A 19931-nucleotide genomic window follows, 5' to 3' on the forward strand; every position below is an offset into this window, starting at 1 on the left:
ATCGGCGATCAATTGGATTGATGACAATTGTGTGTTGCCTCGTCTGCAAAGATCAGGCTTGGGACCGAGTCGCGCCCTTCGCGAGCAAGCCCGCTCCCACAAGGTACAGTGTGAACCCTGTGGGAGCGGGCTTGCTCGCGAAGAGGCCAGCAGCCTTCTACACAATCAGGATCAGGGACCCGTCATCAGCCATTGATTTAACAGGGTCCAACGGCCTGCACTGTGCCAATTTCGTCACCGCCACGGCCCAAACCCATCAAGCCATGACGCCTCGGATAGACCACTCTGACCGGTCTGTCCAAGGAGATGACCATGATCCGACTGACCCTGATCGAAGCTCGTGAGTTGGCTGAATCGATCTTGTTGCACAACGGTTTTAATCTGGCCCATGCACAAGCGGTGGCGGCGACGGTGGTTGTTGGCGAACGTGATGGCTGTGCCTCCCACGGTTTGTACCGGATTCTGGGGTGTGTGAATTCCCTGCGGGCCGGCAAGGTGTCAGCCGATGCCGAGCCACAGGTGATCGACCAGGCGCCATCGATTGTGCGGGTGGATGCCGGCGGTGGGTTTTCGCAGTTGGCGTTTCAGGCGGGGTTGCCGTTGCTGGCGCAGAAATCCCGGGCCAACGGCATTGCGGCGCTGGCAATCAACCGCTGTGTCCATTTCTCGGCGTTGTGGGTGGAGATCGAGCAGCTGACTGCTGCGGGTCTGGTGGCACTGGCGTGTAATCCGAGCCACGCCTGGGTGGCGCCGGCTGGAGGACGACTGCCGGTGTTCGGCACCAATCCCATTGCCTTCGGTTGGCCGCGTGCGGGGCAAGATCCGTTTGTGTTCGACTTCGCCACCAGCGCGATTGCCCGGGGTGATATCGAACTGCACCGGCGTGCCGGCAAGGCGATTCCCGAAGGTTGGGGCGTGGACGCCCAAGGCCAGCCGAGCACCGACGCCAACGTGGTGCTTGATAGCGGCGCGATGCTGACGTTTGGCGGGCACAAGGGTTCGGCGCTGGCGGCGATGGTGGAGTTGATTGCCGGGCCGCTGATCGGTGACCTGACCAGTGCCGAGTCGTTGGCTTACGACGGCGGCAGCAAGTCGTCGCCGTACCATGGCGAGTTGATCATCGCCCTGGACCCTCGGCGCTTTCTGGGGGACGCCACTGAAGAGCATTTGGCCCGGGCCGAAACGTTGTTCCAGGGCATTGAAGGGCAGGGCGCACGCTTGCCGTCGCAACGACGATACGCGGCGAGGGCACGCAGCCTGGTGGAAGGCGTGCAAATTCCCGAGGCGCTGTACAACGACCTAATGGCCTTGCTCGCCTGATTGAATCAAAGTGCTCAATCCTGTGGGAGCGGGCTTGCTCGCGAAGGCGGTGTGTCAATCAACCAAGATGTTGGACCCGATGACCCCTTCGCGAGCAAGTCGGATCGCCGCACCGCCGCTCCCACATTTGATGGGTGGTGATCACATATTTTGCGTAGGAGCTGCCGAAGGCTGCGATCTTTTGCTGTTGATTTTCAAGATCAACAGATCGCAGCCTGCGGCAGCTCCTACAGTCATTTGTGTGGTTTCTAGATTGGCTCGCGTTGGCTGCTGCCATCCACCAGCCGTGCAATCCCCAGCGGGTTGGCGTTTTTCAAGGCGTCGGGTAGCAAGGCGTCCGGGCAGTTCTGGTAGCACACCGGACGCAGGAATCGCTCGATGGCCAGGCTGCCAACCGATGTGCCACGGGCGTCGGAGGTTGCAGGGTAAGGCCCGCCATGGACCATGGCATCGCAGACTTCGACCCCGGTGGGGTAACCGTTGAACAGTACCCGGCCGACTTTTTGCTCCAGCAGTATCAGCAGGTCCCCATGGGTCTGAAGATCCGATGCTTCGCCAATCAACGTCGCGGTCAGTTGCCCGTGCAAGCTGTTCAATGCCTGCCGCAGCTCAACCTTGTCCGCCACTTCAACGACAAGGGTGGTCGGCCCGAACACTTCTTCCTGTAGCAGCGGATCCCCATTGAGCAGCAGGCTGACGTCGGCCTTGAACAGTTGCGGCCATGCCTGATGTCCCTGCTGGTCGTGGCCCGCCAGATGCGTCACGCCCGGATGCTCGAGCAAGGCCCGCACCCCTTTTTCATAGCTGCCGAGGGTGCCAGCATTGAGCATGGTTTGCGCCGGTTGTTCGGCCATCAGGTTGCTGAGTCGCGCAGTGAACGCCGTCCATTCAGGGGTGCGAATACCAATGACCAACCCCGGATTGGTGCAGAACTGCCCGCAACCCTGGACCACCGATGCCACCAGCTCACCGGCGATTTTCTCGCCCCGCGCGCGCAAGGCTTCGGGCAATACCAACACTGGATTGATGCTGCTCATCTCGGCGAACACCGGGATGGGTTGTTGCCGTGCAGCGGCCATGTCGCAAAGGGCACGGCCACCTTTGAGCGAGCCGGTGAAGCCGACGGCCTGAATCGCCGGGTGCTTGACCAGCGCTTCACCGACACCAGCGCCGTAGATCATGTTGAACACACCCTTGGGCATGTCGGTCTGCTCGGCGGCGCGCAGGATCGCATTGGCCACGCATTCGGCGGTTGCCATGTGCCCGCTGTGGGCCTTGAACACCACCGGGCAACCGGCGGCCAGGGCCGCTGCGGTATCGCCGCCGGCAGTCGAAAAGGCCAACGGAAAATTGCTGGCGCCGAACACTGCCACCGGGCCGACGCCGATCCGGTACTGGCGCAGGTCAACCCGTGGCAGCGGCTGACGCTCCGGCAGGGCGCGGTCGATGCGCGCGCTGTAGAAATCGCCCCGACGCAGGACCTGAGCGAACAGACGCATCTGGCCGCTGGTGCGGCCGCGCTCGCCCTGAATCCGGGCGCTGGGCAGGGCGGTCTCACGGGTCACCAGGGCAACGAACTCGTCATCCAGGGCATCCAGTTGCGCGGCGATGGCTTCAAGGAATTGCGCCCGGCGCGTCGCCGGCAAATTACGAAAGACTGGATAGGCGGCCGCAGCGGCCTGGACGGCGGCGTCGACTTCTTGCGCGGTGGCTTGCACGAAAGAGTAGGGCAGTGCTTCGCCGGTGCTGGCGTCATGGCTGCTCAGGATGATGTCGCCGACGGCGCTGCGCGCTCCGCCGATATAGTTGTGGCCAAGGATCTCAGGCATCAAAAAAGCTCCTGTCGAAAAATGGGGTAGCAACACAAAACCTCTGTGGGAGCGGGCTTGCTCCGGGCGGCGTTCCGACGAATAACGCAAGGACAACGCTTCCATTCAGACAACACGCGTTATCGTTGACGTCCATCGCGAGCAAGCTCGCTCCTACGCCAGAGAGTCGGCCCGGCGTGGGCCAGTTGAGGCTGGGTCCAGCGCAGCAACCCGCGCCGCCGACTCGGCATCCACCTGGCGCAATGACTTGCCACGGGTCTCGCGGGTCAGGCCGACAGCCACCACGGAAATCAGCGCGGCGCCCACCAGATACCAGGCGATCGGAGTCGAGCTGTGGTACTTGTTGAGCAAGGTGATGGCGATCAGCGGTGCCAGGGAACCGGCGAAAATCGGCGCCACCTGGTAGCACAGGGACAGAGCGGTGTAGCGTACGTGGGTCGGGAACAGTTCAGCCATCAGCGCCGAGTAAGGTGCATAAGTCATCGACTCGATGGCCAGGCCCAGGGTGATGGCGGCCATGATCAGCCAGTTGTTGCCAGTGTCCATCATCGGGAAACCGATGAAACCCCAGAACGCTGTGAGCACCGCGCCGGTCAGGTACACCGGCTTGCGCCCGATGATGTCCGACAGATAGCCCATCAGGGGAATCAGGAAAAAGTGCACCAGGTGCGCGCCGAACATCAGCAGCAGAATTTGCGAAGTGTCCTTGTGCACCACCAGTTTCAGATAGGTAATCGAGAACGTCACTACGGTGTAGTAGAGGATGTTCTCGGCAAAGCGAGCGCCGATTCCCACCAGCACCGAACGCCAGTGATGACGCAGTACTTCCACCACACCGAACTGTTGCTGTTTGGTCTGGGCCTGACGGGCCTGGGCTTCCTTGAAGATCGGCGCGTCATCGACGCTGGTGCGAATCCAGTAACCGATCAACACCACTACCGCCGAGAACCAGAACGCCACGCGCCAGCCCCAGGCAAGGAACTGTTGCTCTGACAGGTTCGACGACAACAGCAGCAGGGCGAGCGTGGCCACCAGGTTGCCGGCCGGCACCCCGGCTTGCGGCCAACTGGCCCAGAAGCCCCGACGATTGTCCGGGCAGTGTTCAGACACCAGCAGAATCGCGCCGCCCCATTCGCCACCGAAAGCGAAGCCCTGGATCAACCGCAACAGCACCAGTAGCACTGGCGCTGCGTAACCGATCTGGTCGAAGCCAGGCAGGCAACCCATCAGGAAGGTGGTGATGCCGACCACTACCAGGCTCAGTTGCAGCAGGCGTTTGCGGCCGAATTTGTCACCGTAGTGACCGAATACCAAGCCGCCTAACGGCCGGGCGAGAAAGCCGACCGCGTACAAGGCGAAGGCGGCAATGATGCCGTCGATGGGGCTGTCGGTCTGGCGGAAGAACAGCTTGCCAAAAACCAATGCCGAGGCGGTGCCGTAGAGAAAGAATTCATACCATTCGGCGACGGTGCCAGCCATGGCGGCGGCCACCACGCGTTTGAGTCCCGAGGGTGTGGTTGCGCTTTGCGTGTGTTGAGGATTCGACATGCTGACGTACCTTGTTGAAACGCAAAAAACGGGCAGCCGGGCGGGGCCAGTAAAGACCCGCCCGGCAATCACTCAGAGACCGACGTCCGGCAGTTCCGGGCGGTTGGCCAGCGCCTTGGCCATGATCTGCTCGACGAATACGCGGTCGGCTTCCGGCAGGGCCAGGCGTGGCGGACGGGTCAAGGCGCTGCCGCGACCGGCAATGGCTTCACACAGTTTGATGCACTGCACCAGGTCGGCACGGGCATCGAGGTGCAGGATCGGCATCAGCCATTCGTAGATCGGCATGGCTTCAGCGAAACGACCGGCCTTGGCCAGGCGGAAGATGGTTTCGCCTTCTTTCGGGAACACGTTGGACATGCCCGAGACCCAACCTTCGGCACCCACGGCGATGCTTTCCAGCACCACGTCGTCGAGGCCGGCGAACAACACGAAACGGTCACCGACTTCGTTGCGCACGTCGATGAAGCGGCGGGTGTCGCCGGAAGAATCCTTGAAACACACCACGTTGTCGCAGTCGGCCAGGGAAATCAGGATGTCCGGGGTGACGTCGTTTTTATAGATAGGCGGGTTGTTGTAGACCATCAGCGGCACGTCGGCGTTTTTCGCCACGTAGCGGTAATGCTCGGCGGTCTCGAACGGCTTGGAACCGTAGACCAGCGCCGGCATCAGCATCACGCCATCGACGCCGACCCGGCGTACGGCATTGGCGACCTTGGCCGCTTGTAGGCTGGTGAACTCGGCCACGCCGCAAATCACCGGTACGCGACCACGGGCGGCATCGACAGCGACCTCTGTCACGGCGATTTTCTCTTCGGCGGTCAGCGAGGTGTTTTCACCCACCGAGCCGCAGACCACCAGGCCCGACACGCCGTCGCGGATCACGTTGGAAATCACCTGATGGGTTTTTTCCAGGTTGATGGAGAAGTCATCGTTGAATTGAGTGGTCACCGCTGGGAAGACGCCACTCCAGTTAATGCGCTTGCTCATTGTTACCTCCGGTTCGTTAATTGTATTTCGTATACGATATTTAAAATGACAATGCTCGGCTAGTGCTTTTTTTGGTTTTTCAGGGGTTTTTACTGGCCGTTGGTCTGGGGGGCAGGGATTGCGTGATCAGGCGCCGGGCCAGGTGTCGGACAGGCGATAGCCTTGTGGCCACGGATCGCTTGGGTCGAGCAGCAATTGATGGGTGCCGGTGATCCACGCCCGGCCGGAAATGCACGGGTAAATCGCGGCGCGGCCGGCAACTTCGGTCAGCGAATCAATGCGGCAGTGGAACTCCGAACCGATAATCGAACGGCCGACAAAGCGCTCGCCAACCTGCATCAAGCCTTTGGCCTGCAACACCGCCATGCGCGCCGAGCAACCCGTACCGGTGGGGGAACGGTCGATCTTGCCCGGTTGAATCACCACCGCATTGGCGCCGGTGGCGATGCCGTTCTCATGGACGATGGGCGCGGCGATCTGGCAGAAGGAAATGTGCGACCACTCGGGATTCAGCGGATGCACGAAGCCCAGTTGTTCGTTGGCCGCTCGAGTGATTTTCAGCCCGACCGCGACCAGATCGGCCGCTTCATCCGGGCGGATGGAGAAACCCAGGCCTTGGGCATCGGCAATCACAAAACTGTCGCCACCATAAGCGGTGTCAACCTTCAGCGAGCCGATGCCTTCGACTTCAATCCAGGCATCCAGGCGATCAGCGAAGGACGGCACGTTTTTCACTTCCACCCGTTGCACCTTGCCATCGCGGCAGTCGGCCACGGCTTCGATCAGGCCGCCGGGCGCTTCCAGCACCAGGCGGGTTTGCGGCTCGGTCATGGGCAGGATGCCGCTGTCGAGCAATACGGTGGCGACGCACAACGAGTTGGAGCCGGACATCGGCGGGGTGTCCGCCGGTTCCATGATGATCCAGGCCATCTGCGCCCGTGGGTCCTTGGCCGGGACCAGCAGGTTGACGTGGCGGAATACGCCGCCGCGGGGTTCGTTGAGGACGAAGTTGCGCAGGGTTTCGTCCCGGGCGATCCAGCGCGACTGTTCCCACACTGTCGCGCCGGGCGGCGGGGCGACACCGCCCACGATCACGTCGCCGACTTCGCCTTCGGCGTGGCAGCTGACTACATGAATGACTTTTGATGAACGCATGGCTTGCTCCTTGTTTTGTCTGTTAGGGCCCTTTCGCGAGCAAGCCCGCTCCCACACTGATTTTGTGTACACCATTAAACCCTGTGGGAGCGGGCTTGCTCGCGAAGGGGCCATCCGCTACTTCACTGATTTCAGGAAGGCCGCAGTTTCCGCATGCACCGGATTGCCGATCACCTGATCCGGCGAACCAATCTCATGCACCAGGCCATTGCGGAAGAACGCCACACGGTCGGACACGTCCCGGGCAAAGCGGATTTCGTGGGTCACCAACACCATGGTCATGCCGTCTTCGGCGAGCATGCGCATGGTGTCCAGCACTTCACCGACCAACTGCGGGTCGAGGGCCGAGGTGGCTTCGTCAAACAGCATGTAGTCCGGTGACATGGCCAGGGCGCGGGCGATGGCCATGCGTTGTTGCTGTCCACCGGACAGCTTGCCAGGGAAAGTCTTGAGCTTGTCGCCCAGGCCGACGTGGGTCAGTTGCTTCACCGCCAGTTCTTCAGCCTCAGCCTTGCTTTTGCCCAGCACTTTGCGCGGCGCGAGCATGACGTTTTCCAGCACCGTCAGGTGCGGGAAGGCATTCCATTGCTGGAACACAATGCCGATTTTCTGCCGCAGGCGATTGAGGTCGGTGGCGCTGTGATGGACCTCGACGCCGTCAACGCGAATGTTGCCTTTCTGGATCGGTTCCAGGCCGTTGATGCACATCAGCAAGGTCGATTTGCCGGAGCCGGAGCCGCCGATGATCGACACCACTTCGCCCTTGTTCACCGTCAGGTTGACGCCCTTGACCACTTCGAGGTTGCCGAAGGATTTATGTACGTTGTCGATCTCAATCATTTTCTTGCCACCTTCTTTCCAGACGAGCGCCCAGGCGTGCGACCACCAGGCTCATGACGTAGTAGATAAGGCCCGCGATGCACAGCACCAGCAACGGTTCCTGGATGCGGGTGACGATGGTTTGCGAGGCGCGCAGCAGTTCGACGATGCCGATCCACATCACCAGCGCGGTGTCTTTCATGACACCGAGCACCAGGTTCAGCCAGCCGGGGAACGCTACCCGGGTGGCCATCGGCAGGACGATCCAGCGCAAGTCCTGCAAGAAGCTCAGCCCCAGCGAACGGCTGGCCCGGCGCACGGTGAACGGCACCGCCAGCACGCCGGCCCGCACGATCTCGGTGAAGTACGCCGCAGCGTAAACCCCCAACACAATGCAGCCGACGCTGAAGGCGCTGATGTTCAGGCCGATGATGCTTTTGAGTGAGTTGAACAGTACGAACTGGATCAGCAACGGCACGCTGCGAAACACGTCCAGCACCCAGGCCAACGGCAGGCTGGCCCGTGGCAACAAGGCCCGCAGCAGGCCGAATAACAACCCGGCCAAGGAACCGAGAATGATCGACCAGAACGTCAGTTGCATCGTGACCCACGCACCGTTGAGCAGGAACATCAGGTCATTCGAGGAAAAATCGGTGGAAAACATGGACAGCTCCTCAGTAACGGAACAACCGCCAGGCCATCAGCCGGGCTGCCGCGACGATCGCCTTGGCAATCAAGTAATACAGCACCGCTGCGATGGCGAAATACTCGAAGGTGCGGAAGGTTTTGACGTTGTATTCCTGGGTCACACCGGTCAGGTCATTGTTTAGTCCGACGATCACCCCCAGCGACGTCATCAACACCGCCCAGACCATCTGATTGGTCAGCGGGTAGAACACGATCCGCAGCAGTTGGGGGACGATGATCATGCGGTAGGCCTGGAAGGCACTCATGCCGAGGGAACGCGCCGCACGCACCTGCGTGTCAGGCACGGCCTTGAGGCCGCCGCGAAAGTTTTCCGCCAGATACCCGGCATTGTTGAAGGTGATCCCGGCCAGCAGGGCGAACCAGGAACTGACGTGCAGGTTCAGCGAGCCGAGGCCGAAGTAGAGGATGTAGATCTGGAACAGCGACGGGGTGTTGCGGGCAATCGATACCCAACCGTTGCCGAACCCGCGCAGTAACGGGTGTTTGGCCTCGCGCATCACTGTCAGGGCCAGGGCGATCAGCACGCCGAAGATCATCGACAGCGCGGCGGTTTCGAAGGTGACGATGGCACCGGCAAGCATGTCCGGCAGGGCGCGCAGGGCGGAGCGCCATTGGAAGCTGTAGTCAAACATGCGCAGGGCTCTCCAGTAGGGCAGCAGGTTGTAACCAGGCCGGCAAACGTCCACTGGCCGTTGCGGTGCAGGCCGCGTCGACGCATTCGGCAAGGCTGGCGAAGTGCACCTTGCGGCCGACCAGGCCCGGTGCGTAGTGGGCGTATTTGCCCGAGTTGGTCATCAGGTTTTTAGCTGCCAGAGGGATTACGGGTTCGCCGAGCATGCACCAGCAGGTGTCGGTGACCAGGGTCGCGCCAAACGCTTGGATCACGGCGATGTGCCCGGCCTCGCGGGCCTGCTCCAACACGGCACGGCCGCAGGTGATGGCCAGCACCACATCCGGGTGTCTTTGTCGTCCCCGGCACAGTCGCGCCAGGTGAGCGAACTCGCTGAGGGAAAAGTGCGGGTTACCCAGCGACACCACATCCACCCGGTTATCGCGAGCACTGTTGAGTTCGCGCCAACTGCGCAGCAGGTCCTTCAGGCGGATTTTTTCCACGGCGATGGAAGTGTCCGCATCCAGCACCTGCGCCGGGTCAATGGCCTCCGGGGTGACCCCGGCGATGTGGAACAGTGGCGCCGCAGAGGTGGTGGCGAAGGCCGCGCCAAAGGCTTTGAGGTCGTCCAGGCTCGGCTTGCGTTTTTCCAGTCCCAGCACCAGCGGCACGCGACTGCCGGCCAGGGCACCAATGTGGTAACCCAGCAGCGGGTAGAAGGCATCGTCCAGTTCACCGAGGGCAGGCAACTCGATCTGCAACCGAGCCTTGCGTTGCGCGTCCAGGTGGCAGCCGATCAGCGGGGCACGACCGGTGAGGGCGATGCAGATGTCCAGGTAATCCGGGTATTTCAGGGTGCGTGCACCGAGCACGCTGTTGGCGTAGACCACTGCGTTGGATTCCGCCCAGACGATTTGCTCGCCAGCCTTCGGTGCAGTGTCGAGCAGGTACGGCGCGCAGGTGAAACTGAGCTGTGCGCCCATCGCCATATAGGCATCGCCCAAGGCACTGGCCGGTTCACCCAGTGCCGGGTCGATACCCAGTTCACGCCAACGGCGCTGGTCGACGGAAATTGAATTGAGCGTGGTGGGCACTCGCACTTTTGCTCCCCATTGCACCAGCTGCCGGGCAAAGCGCAGGCTCGCAGGTCCCGTGTAAATGCAGCCGTCGATGTGTGCTTGAGTGACATCCACCAACTGGTCGGCACCCTGCAGTTCGGCCATACGCAGGACGATCTGCATGGCCATTTGCGCGGCCTTGCCATGCCGGCCATCGAGCAGCGCCCGATCGTGCTCGGTGAGCCTGATCGAGGCGATGCTGTCAGTGTCTGGTAATGGGCTGTCGAGCGCCTGCCAGGCGTCGCCCGGCAGGTGATCGAACAGGCTCAGCGTTGTGTTTTCGACCCGGGCGAAGGCCTGGCCGCGCAAGGCGGCGAAGGCCTCCCGACCGATGCACAGCACCGGCAGGGAACGGGCAAAAATGGTCTGCGCCACCAGCACGCCCAAGGTCAGGATCTCGTCGGCTTCGGCCAGCACCAATGCCGCCGGTGCATGGCCATTGCTGATCAGTTCCATCAACACGCTGCTGCCGGTGCACGAGCCGCGACCACTGGGAATCGCCAGCACGCGGCCGGCCAGGTGTTGGCCGCTGAGCGGGTGATGGCGGTCGATGACTTCACCCGTGCAGGGATCGACTCCGCCCCAGAAACTCAAGCCGACATCGGCGAACAGCAGGGCGCCTTGCGCGGCACCCGCCACCAGGCTGCGCCCGCTCAGAGACATTGGCCCAGGCATGCCGGACATCTCAGTAGTAGACCTGAGGCACGGTCAGGTTGGTCGGCGAGATCTCGGTGCCGACCCATTTAACGAACAGCTCCTTGTAGCGACCGGTGCGCACCTGTTGGTTGACGAACAGGTTGAGGTAATTGAGCAGGCCGTACTCGCTGCGCTTGGCGCCCAGGGACACGTAGTCGATGACGTAAGGGGCGTTACCGGCGACTTTCAGGTTTTTGTATTTGCCTGACTTGAGGGTGGCGGCGGCCACGGTGTTGGTGACCACGGTGGCATCGATGTGGCCTTGGGTGACGGCCAGCAGGGTATCGTTTTGCGACTGGTAGGCTCGGAAACTGCCCGAGCCCCAGTTCTTCACGTCTTTCTCCAGGGCGATGGCCTCATAGGTGCCGCTGGTGTTGCCCACGGCTTTGCCCTTGAGGTCGTCGAAGTTGTTGATGCCGGTGTCGTCGCGGGTCAGCACCACCATCTGGAAGGCAAAGTAGGGCACGGTGAGGCCAACGGTCTTGGCGCGTTCGAGGGTGTCGGAGGTGGACGCGACGATCACGTCAGCCCGCCCGGAGACCAGTGCCGGAATGCGATCCGGGAACGGCGTTTCCACCACTTCGGCCTCGACCCCGAGGATCTTTGCCAGGTCGCGGCAATAGTCCACATCGAAGCCGGCCGGCGAGTTGCTGGCGTCGCGAAAGCCCATGGGCGGGAAGTCCAGGGTCACGGCGCAGCGCAGCTTGCCCGAACCGATGATGTCGTCGAGCTTGTCGGCCTGGGCAGTGGCGATAAAGGAGGTACTGAGAACAGCGCTGAGGGCTACGGCAAATGCGGGGTTTTTCATAGAGGCCTCGTGACGTGAAGTGCTGTTGAATATCGTATTGGGGATTTCGTATACGATATTAACAATAGCAATCAGCGTGCCTATTTCCAGTCCGAGGGGTGAATTAGTTGTCAGGCCTTGGCGTAGAGGTTTTGTAGCGGTGCAACCCGTAGCGAGTTGACGCCAAGGCAGTGAGGACAGGTGTTACGTATGGGAGCAGCGGTAGCGTGGACGCACCTTTAAGGAACACTGGCAGGTGAGAGGTGCGTGCCTGCTTATCGGTTCATTGCAGGTTTTGTGGTGGATGGGCGGGCCTCATCGCGAGCAAGCTCGCTCCCACAATTGACCGCGTGCGCAAGGTAAATGCAATCCCCTGTGGGAGCGAGCTTGCTCGCGATGAGGCCCGCAAGAACACTCTTCATCACCCGCCTAACGCTGGTTATCGCGATACTGACTCGGCGACAAACTGGTCAGCGCCCGAAACTGCCGGCTGAAGGCACTGTGGTCGGTGTAACCACAGCGCAAGGCAATCTCGGTAATCGGCAATTCGGTGTGCAGTAACAACCGCGAACCTTCTTCCAGGCGCGCCTTGTGAATCATTTGCCGTGGGGTGAGCTGGAACACCCGTTTGCAGTGCCGCTCCAATTGCGCCACGGAATAGCCAGCGATGGCGGTCAGTTCGGCGAGGCTGATGGAGCGGGCGAAGTGGCGGCGGATATGGGCATCCACGGCGGCGAGTTTCTGGAACGCCGGATGGTTCGACTGCGGCGATTGCAGGTCGCGGGAGATTCCGGCCAGGCCCACGATTCGACCCTGTTCATCCTTCAAGGCGAGTTTGTGGGTCAGGCACCAGATCGGCTGATTGCCATAATACAAATGCAGCTCCAGCTGATCGGCCAGTTCGCGACCGCTGGACAGCACGCGCCGATCCTGCTCGGTGTACAGCGGACCGAAGCGTTCCGGGAAGACCATTTCGGCGGTGCGCCCCAGCAGCTCGTCCCTGTGTTTGAAACCACAACGCCGGGCCAGGGTCTGGTTGACGAAGGCGTAGCGGGCCTCGCAGTCCTTGATGAAAAACACCACGTCCGACAAGGTATCGAGCAACGGCGCGATGGGCTGAAGGCTGTTCAGCAGCGTCGGCAGGTCGCAAGGTTTGAAGGTGGTGAGCGATGGATACATGGCGCCGGGAGTCTGAGGGTGACCCCCGGGATCATAGAGACTCGGCACCGTGGCCGAAACCCCAGGCGTGGTCATCACGCCGGCGGGGTATCGTCCAGGGACATCAAGGTTTCGATCCGCGCCGGGCTGAAGGGGGGGCGCGGTGCCGAGGGCTGCCAACCAAACAAATGCTGCACTGCGCCGCCACACACCCGGCCCTGGCAGGCGCCCATGCCGCAGCGACTGGCGAGTTTGGCTTCGCGCCAGTCAGAGTGACCGGTCAATGCCGCGTAGGGCACGTCTTCGCAGCGGCAAACCAGGGTGTCGGGTTGGGCCAGGGACTTGAGTCGCGGGTCGAGGGCGAACGCGCTGTTCAGCGCCTTGGCAAAACCCTGCCAGCGCGCCCGGCGCGGCCACAATTGCCTGGCGGCTTGCAGATTGCCGACCGCAGCGTGGCCGGCAATCGCACCTTCCACCAAGGCCTGCTCACTGCCGCCGAACCCTGTGCATTCGCCCGCCGCATAATGATCGGCGCGATTGCTGGCCTGCCAGGCATCCACCGCGATGGCTTGATCTTCGATGGCGCAACCCAGTGCCTGACCCAACTGGATGTTCGGAATCAACCCGAATCCACAGGCCAGCCGATCACATTCCAGTTCGACGATGTTGCCTTGTTGTTGCAGGCGCACGCCTTCCACTCGGTCGGTGCCAAGCGCCGCCAATACGTGGGTGGCGGTGCGGTAGCGGTGGTCGAACAGGCTGAACGATTGCAGCCATTTGCCGGGCCAGCGCGGCAGTTGCGCGGCGAAACCGGCGACGGCGCTGCGGCTGGCTTGTTCGGCGATGCGTTGTACTTGCGCGCCATGCTGTTTGGCGGTGGCGGCACTGGCCAGTAACAGCGGGCCGCTGCCGGCGATCACCACGCGCTCGTTTTGCACCGGCAAACCGGCCTTGATCAGTGCCTGCAAACCACCCGCACCGGTGACACCCGGCAGGGTCCAGCCGGGGAAGGGCAGCAGCAATTCACGGGCGCCGGTGCACAGAATCAGTTTGTCGTAGCCGATCAACCAGCCATGGTCGTCATCTTCCACCAGCAGTTGTTTCGCGCCGGGATTGGCGATCACCCGAGTACCGGCGTGATGGCGGATGTTGTTGCACGACGCCAGACGCTCGCGCAGGCGCCGGGCCTGACCGGGCACGTTGGCTTGAGGTCCGTCGCGCCAGATTTGCCCGCCCGGCAGCGGGTTGTCGTCGAGCATGACAATGCGGGCGCCGCTGGGGGCGGCGGCAAGGGCGGCGCTCATCCCGGCAGGGCCCGCGCCAATGATCAACAGATCAGCGTATTCATTCATGGGCGAGTCTCCACCTGCATGCCGTCACGGCACAGGGTCTGGCAAGCCAGGCGACGCCGGCCATCGATGGTCACCCGGCATTCCTGGCAAATGCCCATGCCGCACAGCGGCGCACGGCGCTGACCGCTGACCGAGGTGCGCGTGCAGCCGTCACTGGCCAACGCCAGGGCAGCGGCGATGCTGGTGCCTTCGGCGACTTTCAGGGCGTGGCCGTCCAGCAACAATTCAGGCATAGACCGGTTCTCCGAGAAAACGCTGGGGCAGATAAGGTTGTGCGGCCAGTGGCGGGGTTTCGTTGAACAGTTGCGCCACCAGTAGATCGGCGGTGCCGGGGGCGGTGGTTACGCCCAGTCCTTCGTGACCGACTGCCAGCCACAAGCCTTGATGTCGTGGATGTTGACCCACCAGCGGCAAGCCGTCGGGGCTGGCGGCGCGGAAACCGGTCCAGGCACGGATGCCATTGAGCCGGGCCAGCCCCGGCATGTACTCGGCGGCACGCTTGAGCATCTTGGCGAGCATCCAGCCTTCGACCTGCGGGTCGGTGGTTGCGAATTGCCGCGAGGCCCCGATGAACAGTTGTCCGGTGGGGCGCGGCTGGATATTGCAGGCGGTCGACGGCCCCGTGGCGTTGTGGGCACTGGTGACGTAACCCAGTTCGACCAGCGTGTGGGTGACGCTGCCGGGGTAGCGATCAGTGATCAGCAAGTGGCCTTTTTTCGGCACGATGGGCAATTCCGGGCACAGCTCGTTGGCTTGAATACCGTTGGCCAATACCACGGCATCGGCACTCAACCAACGACCATCATCGAGGCAGACACGGTTGCCATCGACCGCACTGACGCGTGCCCGGCGCTGGCGGATGTTCGGTGTTTCGAGCATCCATCCGGCCGTCGCCGGGGCGTATAGAATGCCGTCGCCATTGATCAGCAAGCCGCCTTCCAGTCCTTCGCTCAGTTCCGGTTCGCGCTGGCGCAGGGCACTGGCGCCGATCAGTTCACAAGCCACGCCCTGAGCTTGCAGGTTCAGGAATTTGCTGTGGGCCACCGCCATTTCTTCGGCATTGGCCGCCAGCCACAGCGTGCCGTTGCAGCGGTAGGCACAGCTGTCGGGCAGGTCTGCGCCCAGATCGCGCCAGCGCTGCAATGAATACTGACTCAGGGCCAGTTCGGCGGGGTTGTCGTCGAGTACCAGCAAGTGACCCATGCCGGCGGCCGTGGCCCCGTGCAGACCGGCGTCCAGTACCAGCACCTGCAAGCCGCGACGGGCCAGCGCCTGGGCACAGGCGGCGCCGATAATGCCGGCGCCGATCACGATCACATCGGCCACCTGGCCCTCGTTCATGGACGAATGCCCCAGGCGAACGGGTCGTCCTGTTCGATGATCAGGCTCGCCTCGGCACTGATGAACGCGCGACCACGAATGGTCGGCACGATGCGCTCACCCTGCAGTTCATAGGAACCCTCGAACTCGCTGCCGATGACGCTGGCCTGGCGCCAGATCTGCCCCGGTTGCAACTTGTCGTCGGCCGCCAGGCATGCCAGTTTGGCGCTGGTGCCGGTACCGCAGGGCGAACGGTCGTAGGCTTTGCCGGGGCAGAGCACGAAGTTGCGGCTGTCGGCGTGATCGTCATCGGCGAACAACTCGACGTGATCGATCAAGCCGCCGTCTTCACCGCGAATGCCTTGGGCTTCCAGTGCCTGCTGCACGGCGAAGGTGTAAGCGGTCAGCGCTTCGAGGTTGTCGCCGGCCACCCGCAGGCCGTGCTCGGCGACCAGGAAAAACCAGTTGCCGCCCCAAGCGATATCACCGACCACTTGGCCGATGCCCGGTACCTGCACCGCCAGCGCCTCGCGATAACGGTAGGCTGGCACGTTGCGCACACTCACCGAATGGTCTTCGTGCAGGGTTGCCTGCACCGTGCCCACCGGCGTTTCGATGCTGTGCACGCCGGGGCCGATCTTGCCCAGGTGCGCCAACGACGCCACCAGGCCGATGGTGCCGTGGCCGCACATGCCCAGATAACCGGTGTTATTGAAGAAAATCACCCCGGCACAGGCGCCAGGGTCCACCGGCGTGCAGAGCAGGGCGCCCACCAGTACGTCACTGCCCCGTGGTTCCAGCATACAGGCGGCGCGCCATTGATCATGCTGTTCGGCTAATACCTTGCGCCGTTCGGCCATGCTGCCGGTGCCCAGCTCAGGAAAGCCGGCGGTCACCAGGCGGGTCGGTTCGCCACCGGTGTGGGAGTCGATCACAGAGATGCGTTTCATGGGAGGGCCACGTCCATTCGGTTGAGTGAACGCAAGAGTGGCCCGTGCGGCGGGGTGTCGGCTTGATGGATTTAGTCTGCGTCGATGACGAAATCGGCACAGCATCCACAGCGGTCAGTGGGGGTGGGGCAGGTGCTCGAACAGGGTCGTGCAGACGCCGGCAATGTGCTCGTCCAGAAGCTTCACCGCCAGTTCCACATCCCCGGCGCGGCAGGCCGCCAGGATCTCGCGGTGTTCGTGATCGGCCCGTTCCTTACCGGCCGACAAGCTCATCTGCATGCGCAGATAACGCTCCAGCTTGTCGTTGACCGAACGGATCAGACTCACCAGAAACGGTCGCTGCGCAGGCTCGTACAGGCAGGAATGCAGCTCCCAGTTGAGCTCGGCCCAGCGCCCCACGTCGTCCTCGCCAATGAATTCCTGACAGATGCGCTCGGCACGGGCGAAGGTCTCTTCGGTCATGTTCGGAATGGCCAGGCGCAGAATCTTGTCCTCCAGCAACATCCGCACTTCGAACATCTGCGCCAGCTCCGCATCGGAAACCCGCGTGACCATCGCCCCGCGATTGCGCTGGAACATCACCAACCCTTCGGCCTCCAGGCGCTTGAGGGCTTCGCGCACCGGGATCTTGCTGACATTGAACTGGCGGGCGATGTCGTCCTGGCGGATCGGTTCATCCTCGGCAAAATGCCCGGCGACAATCGCATCCCGCAGATGGCGGGTGATGATTTCCGACGTCGAAGGCGTGTTACCGAGGTCGGGTGCGTTGAGTTTGGGTAGGTTCACGGCGGCGGTCATTTGGAGTGAGATAGCGCTAGGGTATACGAAATTCTTTTGCTGATCTTCCCCGGTTCGACGTCGGTGCGCCCGTTTTCATTCAGGCTTGCGCCGCGCCCATTTCACCGTTTGCCATGGTTTACGCTGGAAGGATTGCCCGCTGCATAGCCGATCAGGCAGCCAACCCTTCTCAGAGACTATCCGGATCCCCAAAGAACATCTGAATCCGCGACCGTAACCAGCGCTCCCCCGGATCATTATCCTGCGACCCGCGCCACGCCATGTGCAGTTCAAAGCTGCGCACCGGCAACGGCGGATCTTCCGCGCGCACACCGCCCGCGGCCGTCAGTGCATCGGCCGTGTAGTCCGGCACGGTTGCGACGATGTCTGTACCGGCCAGCAAGGTGCTCAAGCCGTTGAACTGCGGCACTGCGAGCACCACATGACGTTTGCGCCCGAGCTTTTCCAGTTCTTCATCGATAAAGCCGCTGAGGTCGCCGGCGAACGACACCAGTGCATGGGGGCGCGCGCAGTAATCATCCAGGCTCAATGGCCCCGGCACGGTGTCGGCGCGCAACAGCTTGGGCTGGCTGCGGCGCAGTACCTTGCGCTTGGCGTTGGCCGGCAGGTCGGTGGTGTAACTGACGCCGATGGAGATCTCGCCGGAGGCCAGCAACCCTGGCATCAGGATGTAGTTGACCCGACGCACCACCAGCACGATCCCCGGCGATTCGGCGCGCAGGCGCTTGAGCAGCATGGGCAGCAAGGCGAATTCGACGTCGTCCGAAAGGCCGATGCGGAACACGGCGGTACTTGTGGCAGGATCGAACTCGGCCGCACGGCTGACCGCGGTGGAAATCGAATCCAGAGCCGGCGAGAGCAGGGCGAAGATCTCGATCGCCCGGGCGGACGGCTCCATGCTGCGGCCGGTACGCACAAACAACGGGTCATCGAACAACCCGCGCAGGCGCGAGAGCGCCGCACTGATGGCCGGCTGGCCGAGGAACAGTTTTTCCGCAGCACGGGTCACGCTGCGTTCGTGCATCAATGTTTCAAAAACGATCAACAGGTTCAGGTCGACACGACGCAGGTCATTACGATTCATCTGGAGTCCTGGCAGAGTCAGCAAACTTGACGTGGGCGGCCATATGAGAACAATGGCCAGCAGGAATATTAAGGGGAAAGGCTGGTACTCTGCACCGGGTAATTCAGATTTCCTGCAAAGGAGGCTTCGGTATCTTGCGGCATTTGACAATGTCGCCGCCGCTGCGGAATCAATGACAGGCATGTCGACTATTAATACCCACTGATAGTGTTGGGTTGAAAGCCCAGCTAGAGTTCATGGCATTAGAGGTTCATTTGGCGAGGTTTGTGATGTCCCGCACGATCCGTTTTCACAAGTTTGGTCCAGCCGAGGTGCTCAAATGCGAAGAGCATGCGGCGGCTCTGCCTGCACCGGGCGAAGTGCAGGTGCGCGTCGAGGCCATTGGCATCAGCTGGTACGACACGCTCTGGCGCCAGAACCTGGCGTCGTCCCACGCCCGTCTGCCTTCGGGCCTTGGCCAGGAAATGGCCGGTATCGTCACGGCTGTCGGTGAGGGTGTGGATGACCTGGCGATCGGTGACAAGGTCGCCAGTTTCCCGGCCCAAAGCCCGAACGACTATCCGGTCTACGGAGAACTGATTGTCCTGCCGCGCTCGTCGCTGACCCGTTACCCGGACGTGCTGAGCCCGATCGAAGCCAGCGTGCATTACACGCCGCTGTTGGTCGCCTATTTTGCTTATGCCGACCTGGCACGGGTCAAGCCCGGGCAATTCGCCCTGGTGACCGACGCCAGCCATTGCGCCGGACCTTCGTTCGTACAACTGGGCAAGGCCTTGGGTGTTCGTGTGATTGCCGCAACCAAGTCAGCGGAGGAACGTGAGTATCTGTTGTCGCTGGGCGCCGAAAAAGTCATCGTTACCGAGGAAGAAGATCTGCTGATACGGATCAACAAGATCACCGATAACCGCGGTGTGGATGTGGTCTTCGATGGTTTGGGCGGTCCTCAGATGTCGTTGCTGGGCGATGTGCTGGCGCCTCGCGGCAGCCTGGTGCTGTACGGCCTGCAAGGTGGCAACCAGACGCCATTCCCGGCCTGCGCGGCGTTCCAGAAAAACATTCAGTTCTTCGTGCACTGCATCGGCAACTTCACCGGCAAGCCGGAACTGGGCATCATCCAGGACCAGGTCGCACTGCAACGCGCCTTGCGCGACATCAACCAGTTGACCGCTGACCGCGTGCTGCTGCCGCTCAAGACTCGGGTCTTCCCGTTTGCCGAGGTGGTCGAGGCACACCGCTACATGGACGAATGCCCTTGTCGCGAGCGGGTCGCCCTACAGGTCGAACCGGCATAGCACTTACCCCAAGAGTCGACGCACCCCCCCCCAAGAGTCCGTGCCCACACGGACTCTTTCGTTTGTGCCCCCCCCAAAAAAACCGTCGATCCGCAGGCCGGTCCAGCAACTGAACTGGTTTTTGCCCGTAATCTGTAGCTTCTAATCAGCCACTAAGCCCTGATAATTGAATGATTACTTTCATCTCAAGGAATGAGTCATGGCTGGGTGTCAGGCTAAAACTTTTCAATGTGCGCCCTCGGTGCACGCCTCCAATTTAGTTAGTTGTTGTGTAATAGCCAGAAAGACAGCAACAACTTCTTTCCTTATTTCTTGTGTTAAGTGTCTGTGGGACGTTGTAGGACGCTTCCTAGGACGCCGCCTTCAGTTGATAAAACCCTTGCCAGCCGCGCGTTAC

The 19931-nt window shown here is 62.0% G+C and carries 18 protein-coding genes; 2 read left to right on the forward strand and 16 right to left on the reverse strand.

All coding sequences use genetic code 11. From position 1 onward, the window contains the following. Nucleotides 1–312 precede the first annotated feature (312 nt). Nucleotides 313–1320: an Ldh family oxidoreductase gene (locus BSF40_RS22030; protein WP_095966733.1), complete on the forward strand. Its 1008-nt coding sequence runs from the start codon at nucleotides 313–315 to the stop codon at nucleotides 1318–1320. 248 nt (nucleotides 1321–1568) lie between these two features. Here BSF40_RS22030 and BSF40_RS22035 read toward each other — a convergent pair whose 3' ends face one another. The 16 genes from BSF40_RS22035 to BSF40_RS22110 form a co-directional block, all read right to left on the reverse strand. Continuing rightward, nucleotides 1569–3149, reverse strand: a complete 1581-nt coding sequence (locus BSF40_RS22035; protein ID WP_095966734.1) for an aldehyde dehydrogenase (NADP(+)) — start codon at nucleotides 3147–3149, stop codon at nucleotides 1569–1571. A gap of 153 nt (nucleotides 3150–3302) precedes the next feature. Further along, the gene (gene abaF, locus BSF40_RS22040) at nucleotides 3303–4697 is read right to left on the reverse strand and encodes a fosfomycin efflux MFS transporter AbaF (RefSeq protein WP_095966735.1); all 1395 of its coding nucleotides are present in this window, start codon (nucleotides 4695–4697) and stop codon (nucleotides 3303–3305) included. Nucleotides 4698–4769: 72 nt separating this feature from the next. After that, the gene (locus BSF40_RS22045) at nucleotides 4770–5687 is read right to left on the reverse strand and encodes a dihydrodipicolinate synthase family protein (RefSeq protein WP_095966736.1); all 918 of its coding nucleotides are present in this window, start codon (nucleotides 5685–5687) and stop codon (nucleotides 4770–4772) included. A 126-nt stretch (nucleotides 5688–5813) separates the two neighbouring features. Continuing rightward, complete coding sequence (locus tag BSF40_RS22050) at nucleotides 5814–6842, reverse strand: proline racemase family protein (RefSeq protein ID WP_007997730.1); 1029 nt, start codon at nucleotides 6840–6842, stop codon at nucleotides 5814–5816. A 117-nt stretch (nucleotides 6843–6959) separates the two neighbouring features. Then, nucleotides 6960–7682 carry an amino acid ABC transporter ATP-binding protein gene (locus tag BSF40_RS22055; protein ID WP_047530195.1) on the reverse strand — a complete coding sequence of 241 codons (723 nt, stop codon included), beginning with the start codon at nucleotides 7680–7682 and terminating at the stop codon, nucleotides 6960–6962. After that, entirely contained in the window at nucleotides 7675–8325 is a 651-nt protein-coding gene (locus BSF40_RS22060; protein ID WP_095966737.1) for an amino acid ABC transporter permease, read from the reverse strand. The genes BSF40_RS22055 and BSF40_RS22060 overlap by 8 nt, the downstream gene beginning before the upstream one ends. A gap of 10 nt (nucleotides 8326–8335) precedes the next feature. Continuing rightward, on the reverse strand, nucleotides 8336–9001 hold the full coding sequence (locus tag BSF40_RS22065) for an amino acid ABC transporter permease (protein WP_007997725.1): 666 nt from the start codon (nucleotides 8999–9001) through the stop codon (nucleotides 8336–8338). Then, nucleotides 8994–10772 (reverse strand): aconitase X, encoded by a 1779-nt coding sequence (locus BSF40_RS22070; RefSeq protein WP_095966777.1) that lies wholly within the window; start codon nucleotides 10770–10772, stop codon nucleotides 8994–8996. The genes BSF40_RS22065 and BSF40_RS22070 overlap by 8 nt, the downstream gene beginning before the upstream one ends. 10 nt (nucleotides 10773–10782) lie before the next feature. Beyond that, a complete protein-coding gene (locus BSF40_RS22075; protein WP_095966738.1) occupies nucleotides 10783–11601 on the reverse strand; it encodes a transporter substrate-binding domain-containing protein in 819 nt (272 codons plus the stop codon). A gap of 408 nt (nucleotides 11602–12009) precedes the next feature. Further along, nucleotides 12010–12759, reverse strand: a complete 750-nt coding sequence (locus BSF40_RS22080; RefSeq protein ID WP_033052353.1) for an AraC family transcriptional regulator — start codon at nucleotides 12757–12759, stop codon at nucleotides 12010–12012. Between the two features lie 74 nt (nucleotides 12760–12833). Next, nucleotides 12834–14090 carry an FAD/NAD(P)-binding oxidoreductase gene (locus BSF40_RS22085; protein ID WP_095966739.1) on the reverse strand — a complete coding sequence of 419 codons (1257 nt, stop codon included), beginning with the start codon at nucleotides 14088–14090 and terminating at the stop codon, nucleotides 12834–12836. Further along, complete coding sequence (locus tag BSF40_RS22090; protein ID WP_095966740.1) at nucleotides 14087–14323, reverse strand: 2Fe-2S iron-sulfur cluster-binding protein; 237 nt, start codon at nucleotides 14321–14323, stop codon at nucleotides 14087–14089. The genes BSF40_RS22085 and BSF40_RS22090 overlap by 4 nt, the downstream gene beginning before the upstream one ends. Then, entirely contained in the window at nucleotides 14316–15431 is a 1116-nt protein-coding gene (locus tag BSF40_RS22095) for an FAD-binding oxidoreductase (protein ID WP_095966741.1), read from the reverse strand. The genes BSF40_RS22090 and BSF40_RS22095 overlap by 8 nt, the downstream gene beginning before the upstream one ends. Beyond that, nucleotides 15428–16360, reverse strand: a complete 933-nt coding sequence (locus tag BSF40_RS22100; protein WP_095966742.1) for a 4-hydroxyproline epimerase — start codon at nucleotides 16358–16360, stop codon at nucleotides 15428–15430. Before BSF40_RS22100 ends, BSF40_RS22095 begins: the two co-directional genes overlap by 4 nt. Before the next feature lie 114 nt (nucleotides 16361–16474). Continuing rightward, nucleotides 16475–17146 (reverse strand): GntR family transcriptional regulator, encoded by a 672-nt coding sequence (locus BSF40_RS22105; RefSeq protein ID WP_256585637.1) that lies wholly within the window; start codon nucleotides 17144–17146, stop codon nucleotides 16475–16477. Nucleotides 17147–17327: 181 nt separating this feature from the next. Next, the gene (locus BSF40_RS22110; protein WP_053160139.1) at nucleotides 17328–18242 is read right to left on the reverse strand and encodes a LysR family transcriptional regulator; all 915 of its coding nucleotides are present in this window, start codon (nucleotides 18240–18242) and stop codon (nucleotides 17328–17330) included. Nucleotides 18243–18511: 269 nt separating this feature from the next. On the opposite strand from BSF40_RS22110, the gene BSF40_RS22115 reads away from it, so the two are divergent. Continuing rightward, nucleotides 18512–19534: a zinc-dependent alcohol dehydrogenase family protein gene (locus tag BSF40_RS22115; RefSeq protein ID WP_095966744.1), complete on the forward strand. Its 1023-nt coding sequence runs from the start codon at nucleotides 18512–18514 to the stop codon at nucleotides 19532–19534. Nucleotides 19535–19931 lie beyond the last annotated feature (397 nt).

This window comes from Pseudomonas sp. ACN5 (assembly GCF_002303975.1).
Taxonomy (GTDB): domain Bacteria; phylum Pseudomonadota; class Gammaproteobacteria; order Pseudomonadales; family Pseudomonadaceae; genus Aquipseudomonas; species Aquipseudomonas laurylsulfatiphila.

Coding starts and splice junctions, on each gene's coding strand:
- BSF40_RS22030 (WP_095966733.1), top strand. CDS start 313: ATGATCCGACTGACCCTGATCGAAGCTCGTGAGTTGGCTGAATCGATC.
- BSF40_RS22035 (WP_095966734.1), bottom strand. CDS start 3,149: ATGCCTGAGATCCTTGGCCACAACTATATCGGCGGAGCGCGCAGCGCC.
- abaF (WP_095966735.1), bottom strand. CDS start 4,697: ATGTCGAATCCTCAACACACGCAAAGCGCAACCACACCCTCGGGACTC.
- BSF40_RS22045 (WP_095966736.1), bottom strand. CDS start 5,687: ATGAGCAAGCGCATTAACTGGAGTGGCGTCTTCCCAGCGGTGACCACT.
- BSF40_RS22050 (WP_007997730.1), bottom strand. CDS start 6,842: ATGCGTTCATCAAAAGTCATTCATGTAGTCAGCTGCCACGCCGAAGGC.
- BSF40_RS22055 (WP_047530195.1), bottom strand. CDS start 7,682: ATGATTGAGATCGACAACGTACATAAATCCTTCGGCAACCTCGAAGTG.
- BSF40_RS22060 (WP_095966737.1), bottom strand. CDS start 8,325: ATGTTTTCCACCGATTTTTCCTCGAATGACCTGATGTTCCTGCTCAAC.
- BSF40_RS22065 (WP_007997725.1), bottom strand. CDS start 9,001: ATGTTTGACTACAGCTTCCAATGGCGCTCCGCCCTGCGCGCCCTGCCG.
- BSF40_RS22070 (WP_095966777.1), bottom strand. CDS start 10,772: ATGCCTGGGCCAATGTCTCTGAGCGGGCGCAGCCTGGTGGCGGGTGCC.
- BSF40_RS22075 (WP_095966738.1), bottom strand. CDS start 11,601: ATGAAAAACCCCGCATTTGCCGTAGCCCTCAGCGCTGTTCTCAGTACC.
- BSF40_RS22080 (WP_033052353.1), bottom strand. CDS start 12,759: ATGTATCCATCGCTCACCACCTTCAAACCTTGCGACCTGCCGACGCTG.
- BSF40_RS22085 (WP_095966739.1), bottom strand. CDS start 14,090: ATGAATGAATACGCTGATCTGTTGATCATTGGCGCGGGCCCTGCCGGG.
- BSF40_RS22090 (WP_095966740.1), bottom strand. CDS start 14,323: ATGCCTGAATTGTTGCTGGACGGCCACGCCCTGAAAGTCGCCGAAGGC.
- BSF40_RS22095 (WP_095966741.1), bottom strand. CDS start 15,431: ATGAACGAGGGCCAGGTGGCCGATGTGATCGTGATCGGCGCCGGCATT.
- BSF40_RS22100 (WP_095966742.1), bottom strand. CDS start 16,360: ATGAAACGCATCTCTGTGATCGACTCCCACACCGGTGGCGAACCGACC.
- BSF40_RS22110 (WP_053160139.1), bottom strand. CDS start 18,242: ATGAATCGTAATGACCTGCGTCGTGTCGACCTGAACCTGTTGATCGTT.
- BSF40_RS22115 (WP_095966744.1), top strand. CDS start 18,512: ATGTCCCGCACGATCCGTTTTCACAAGTTTGGTCCAGCCGAGGTGCTC.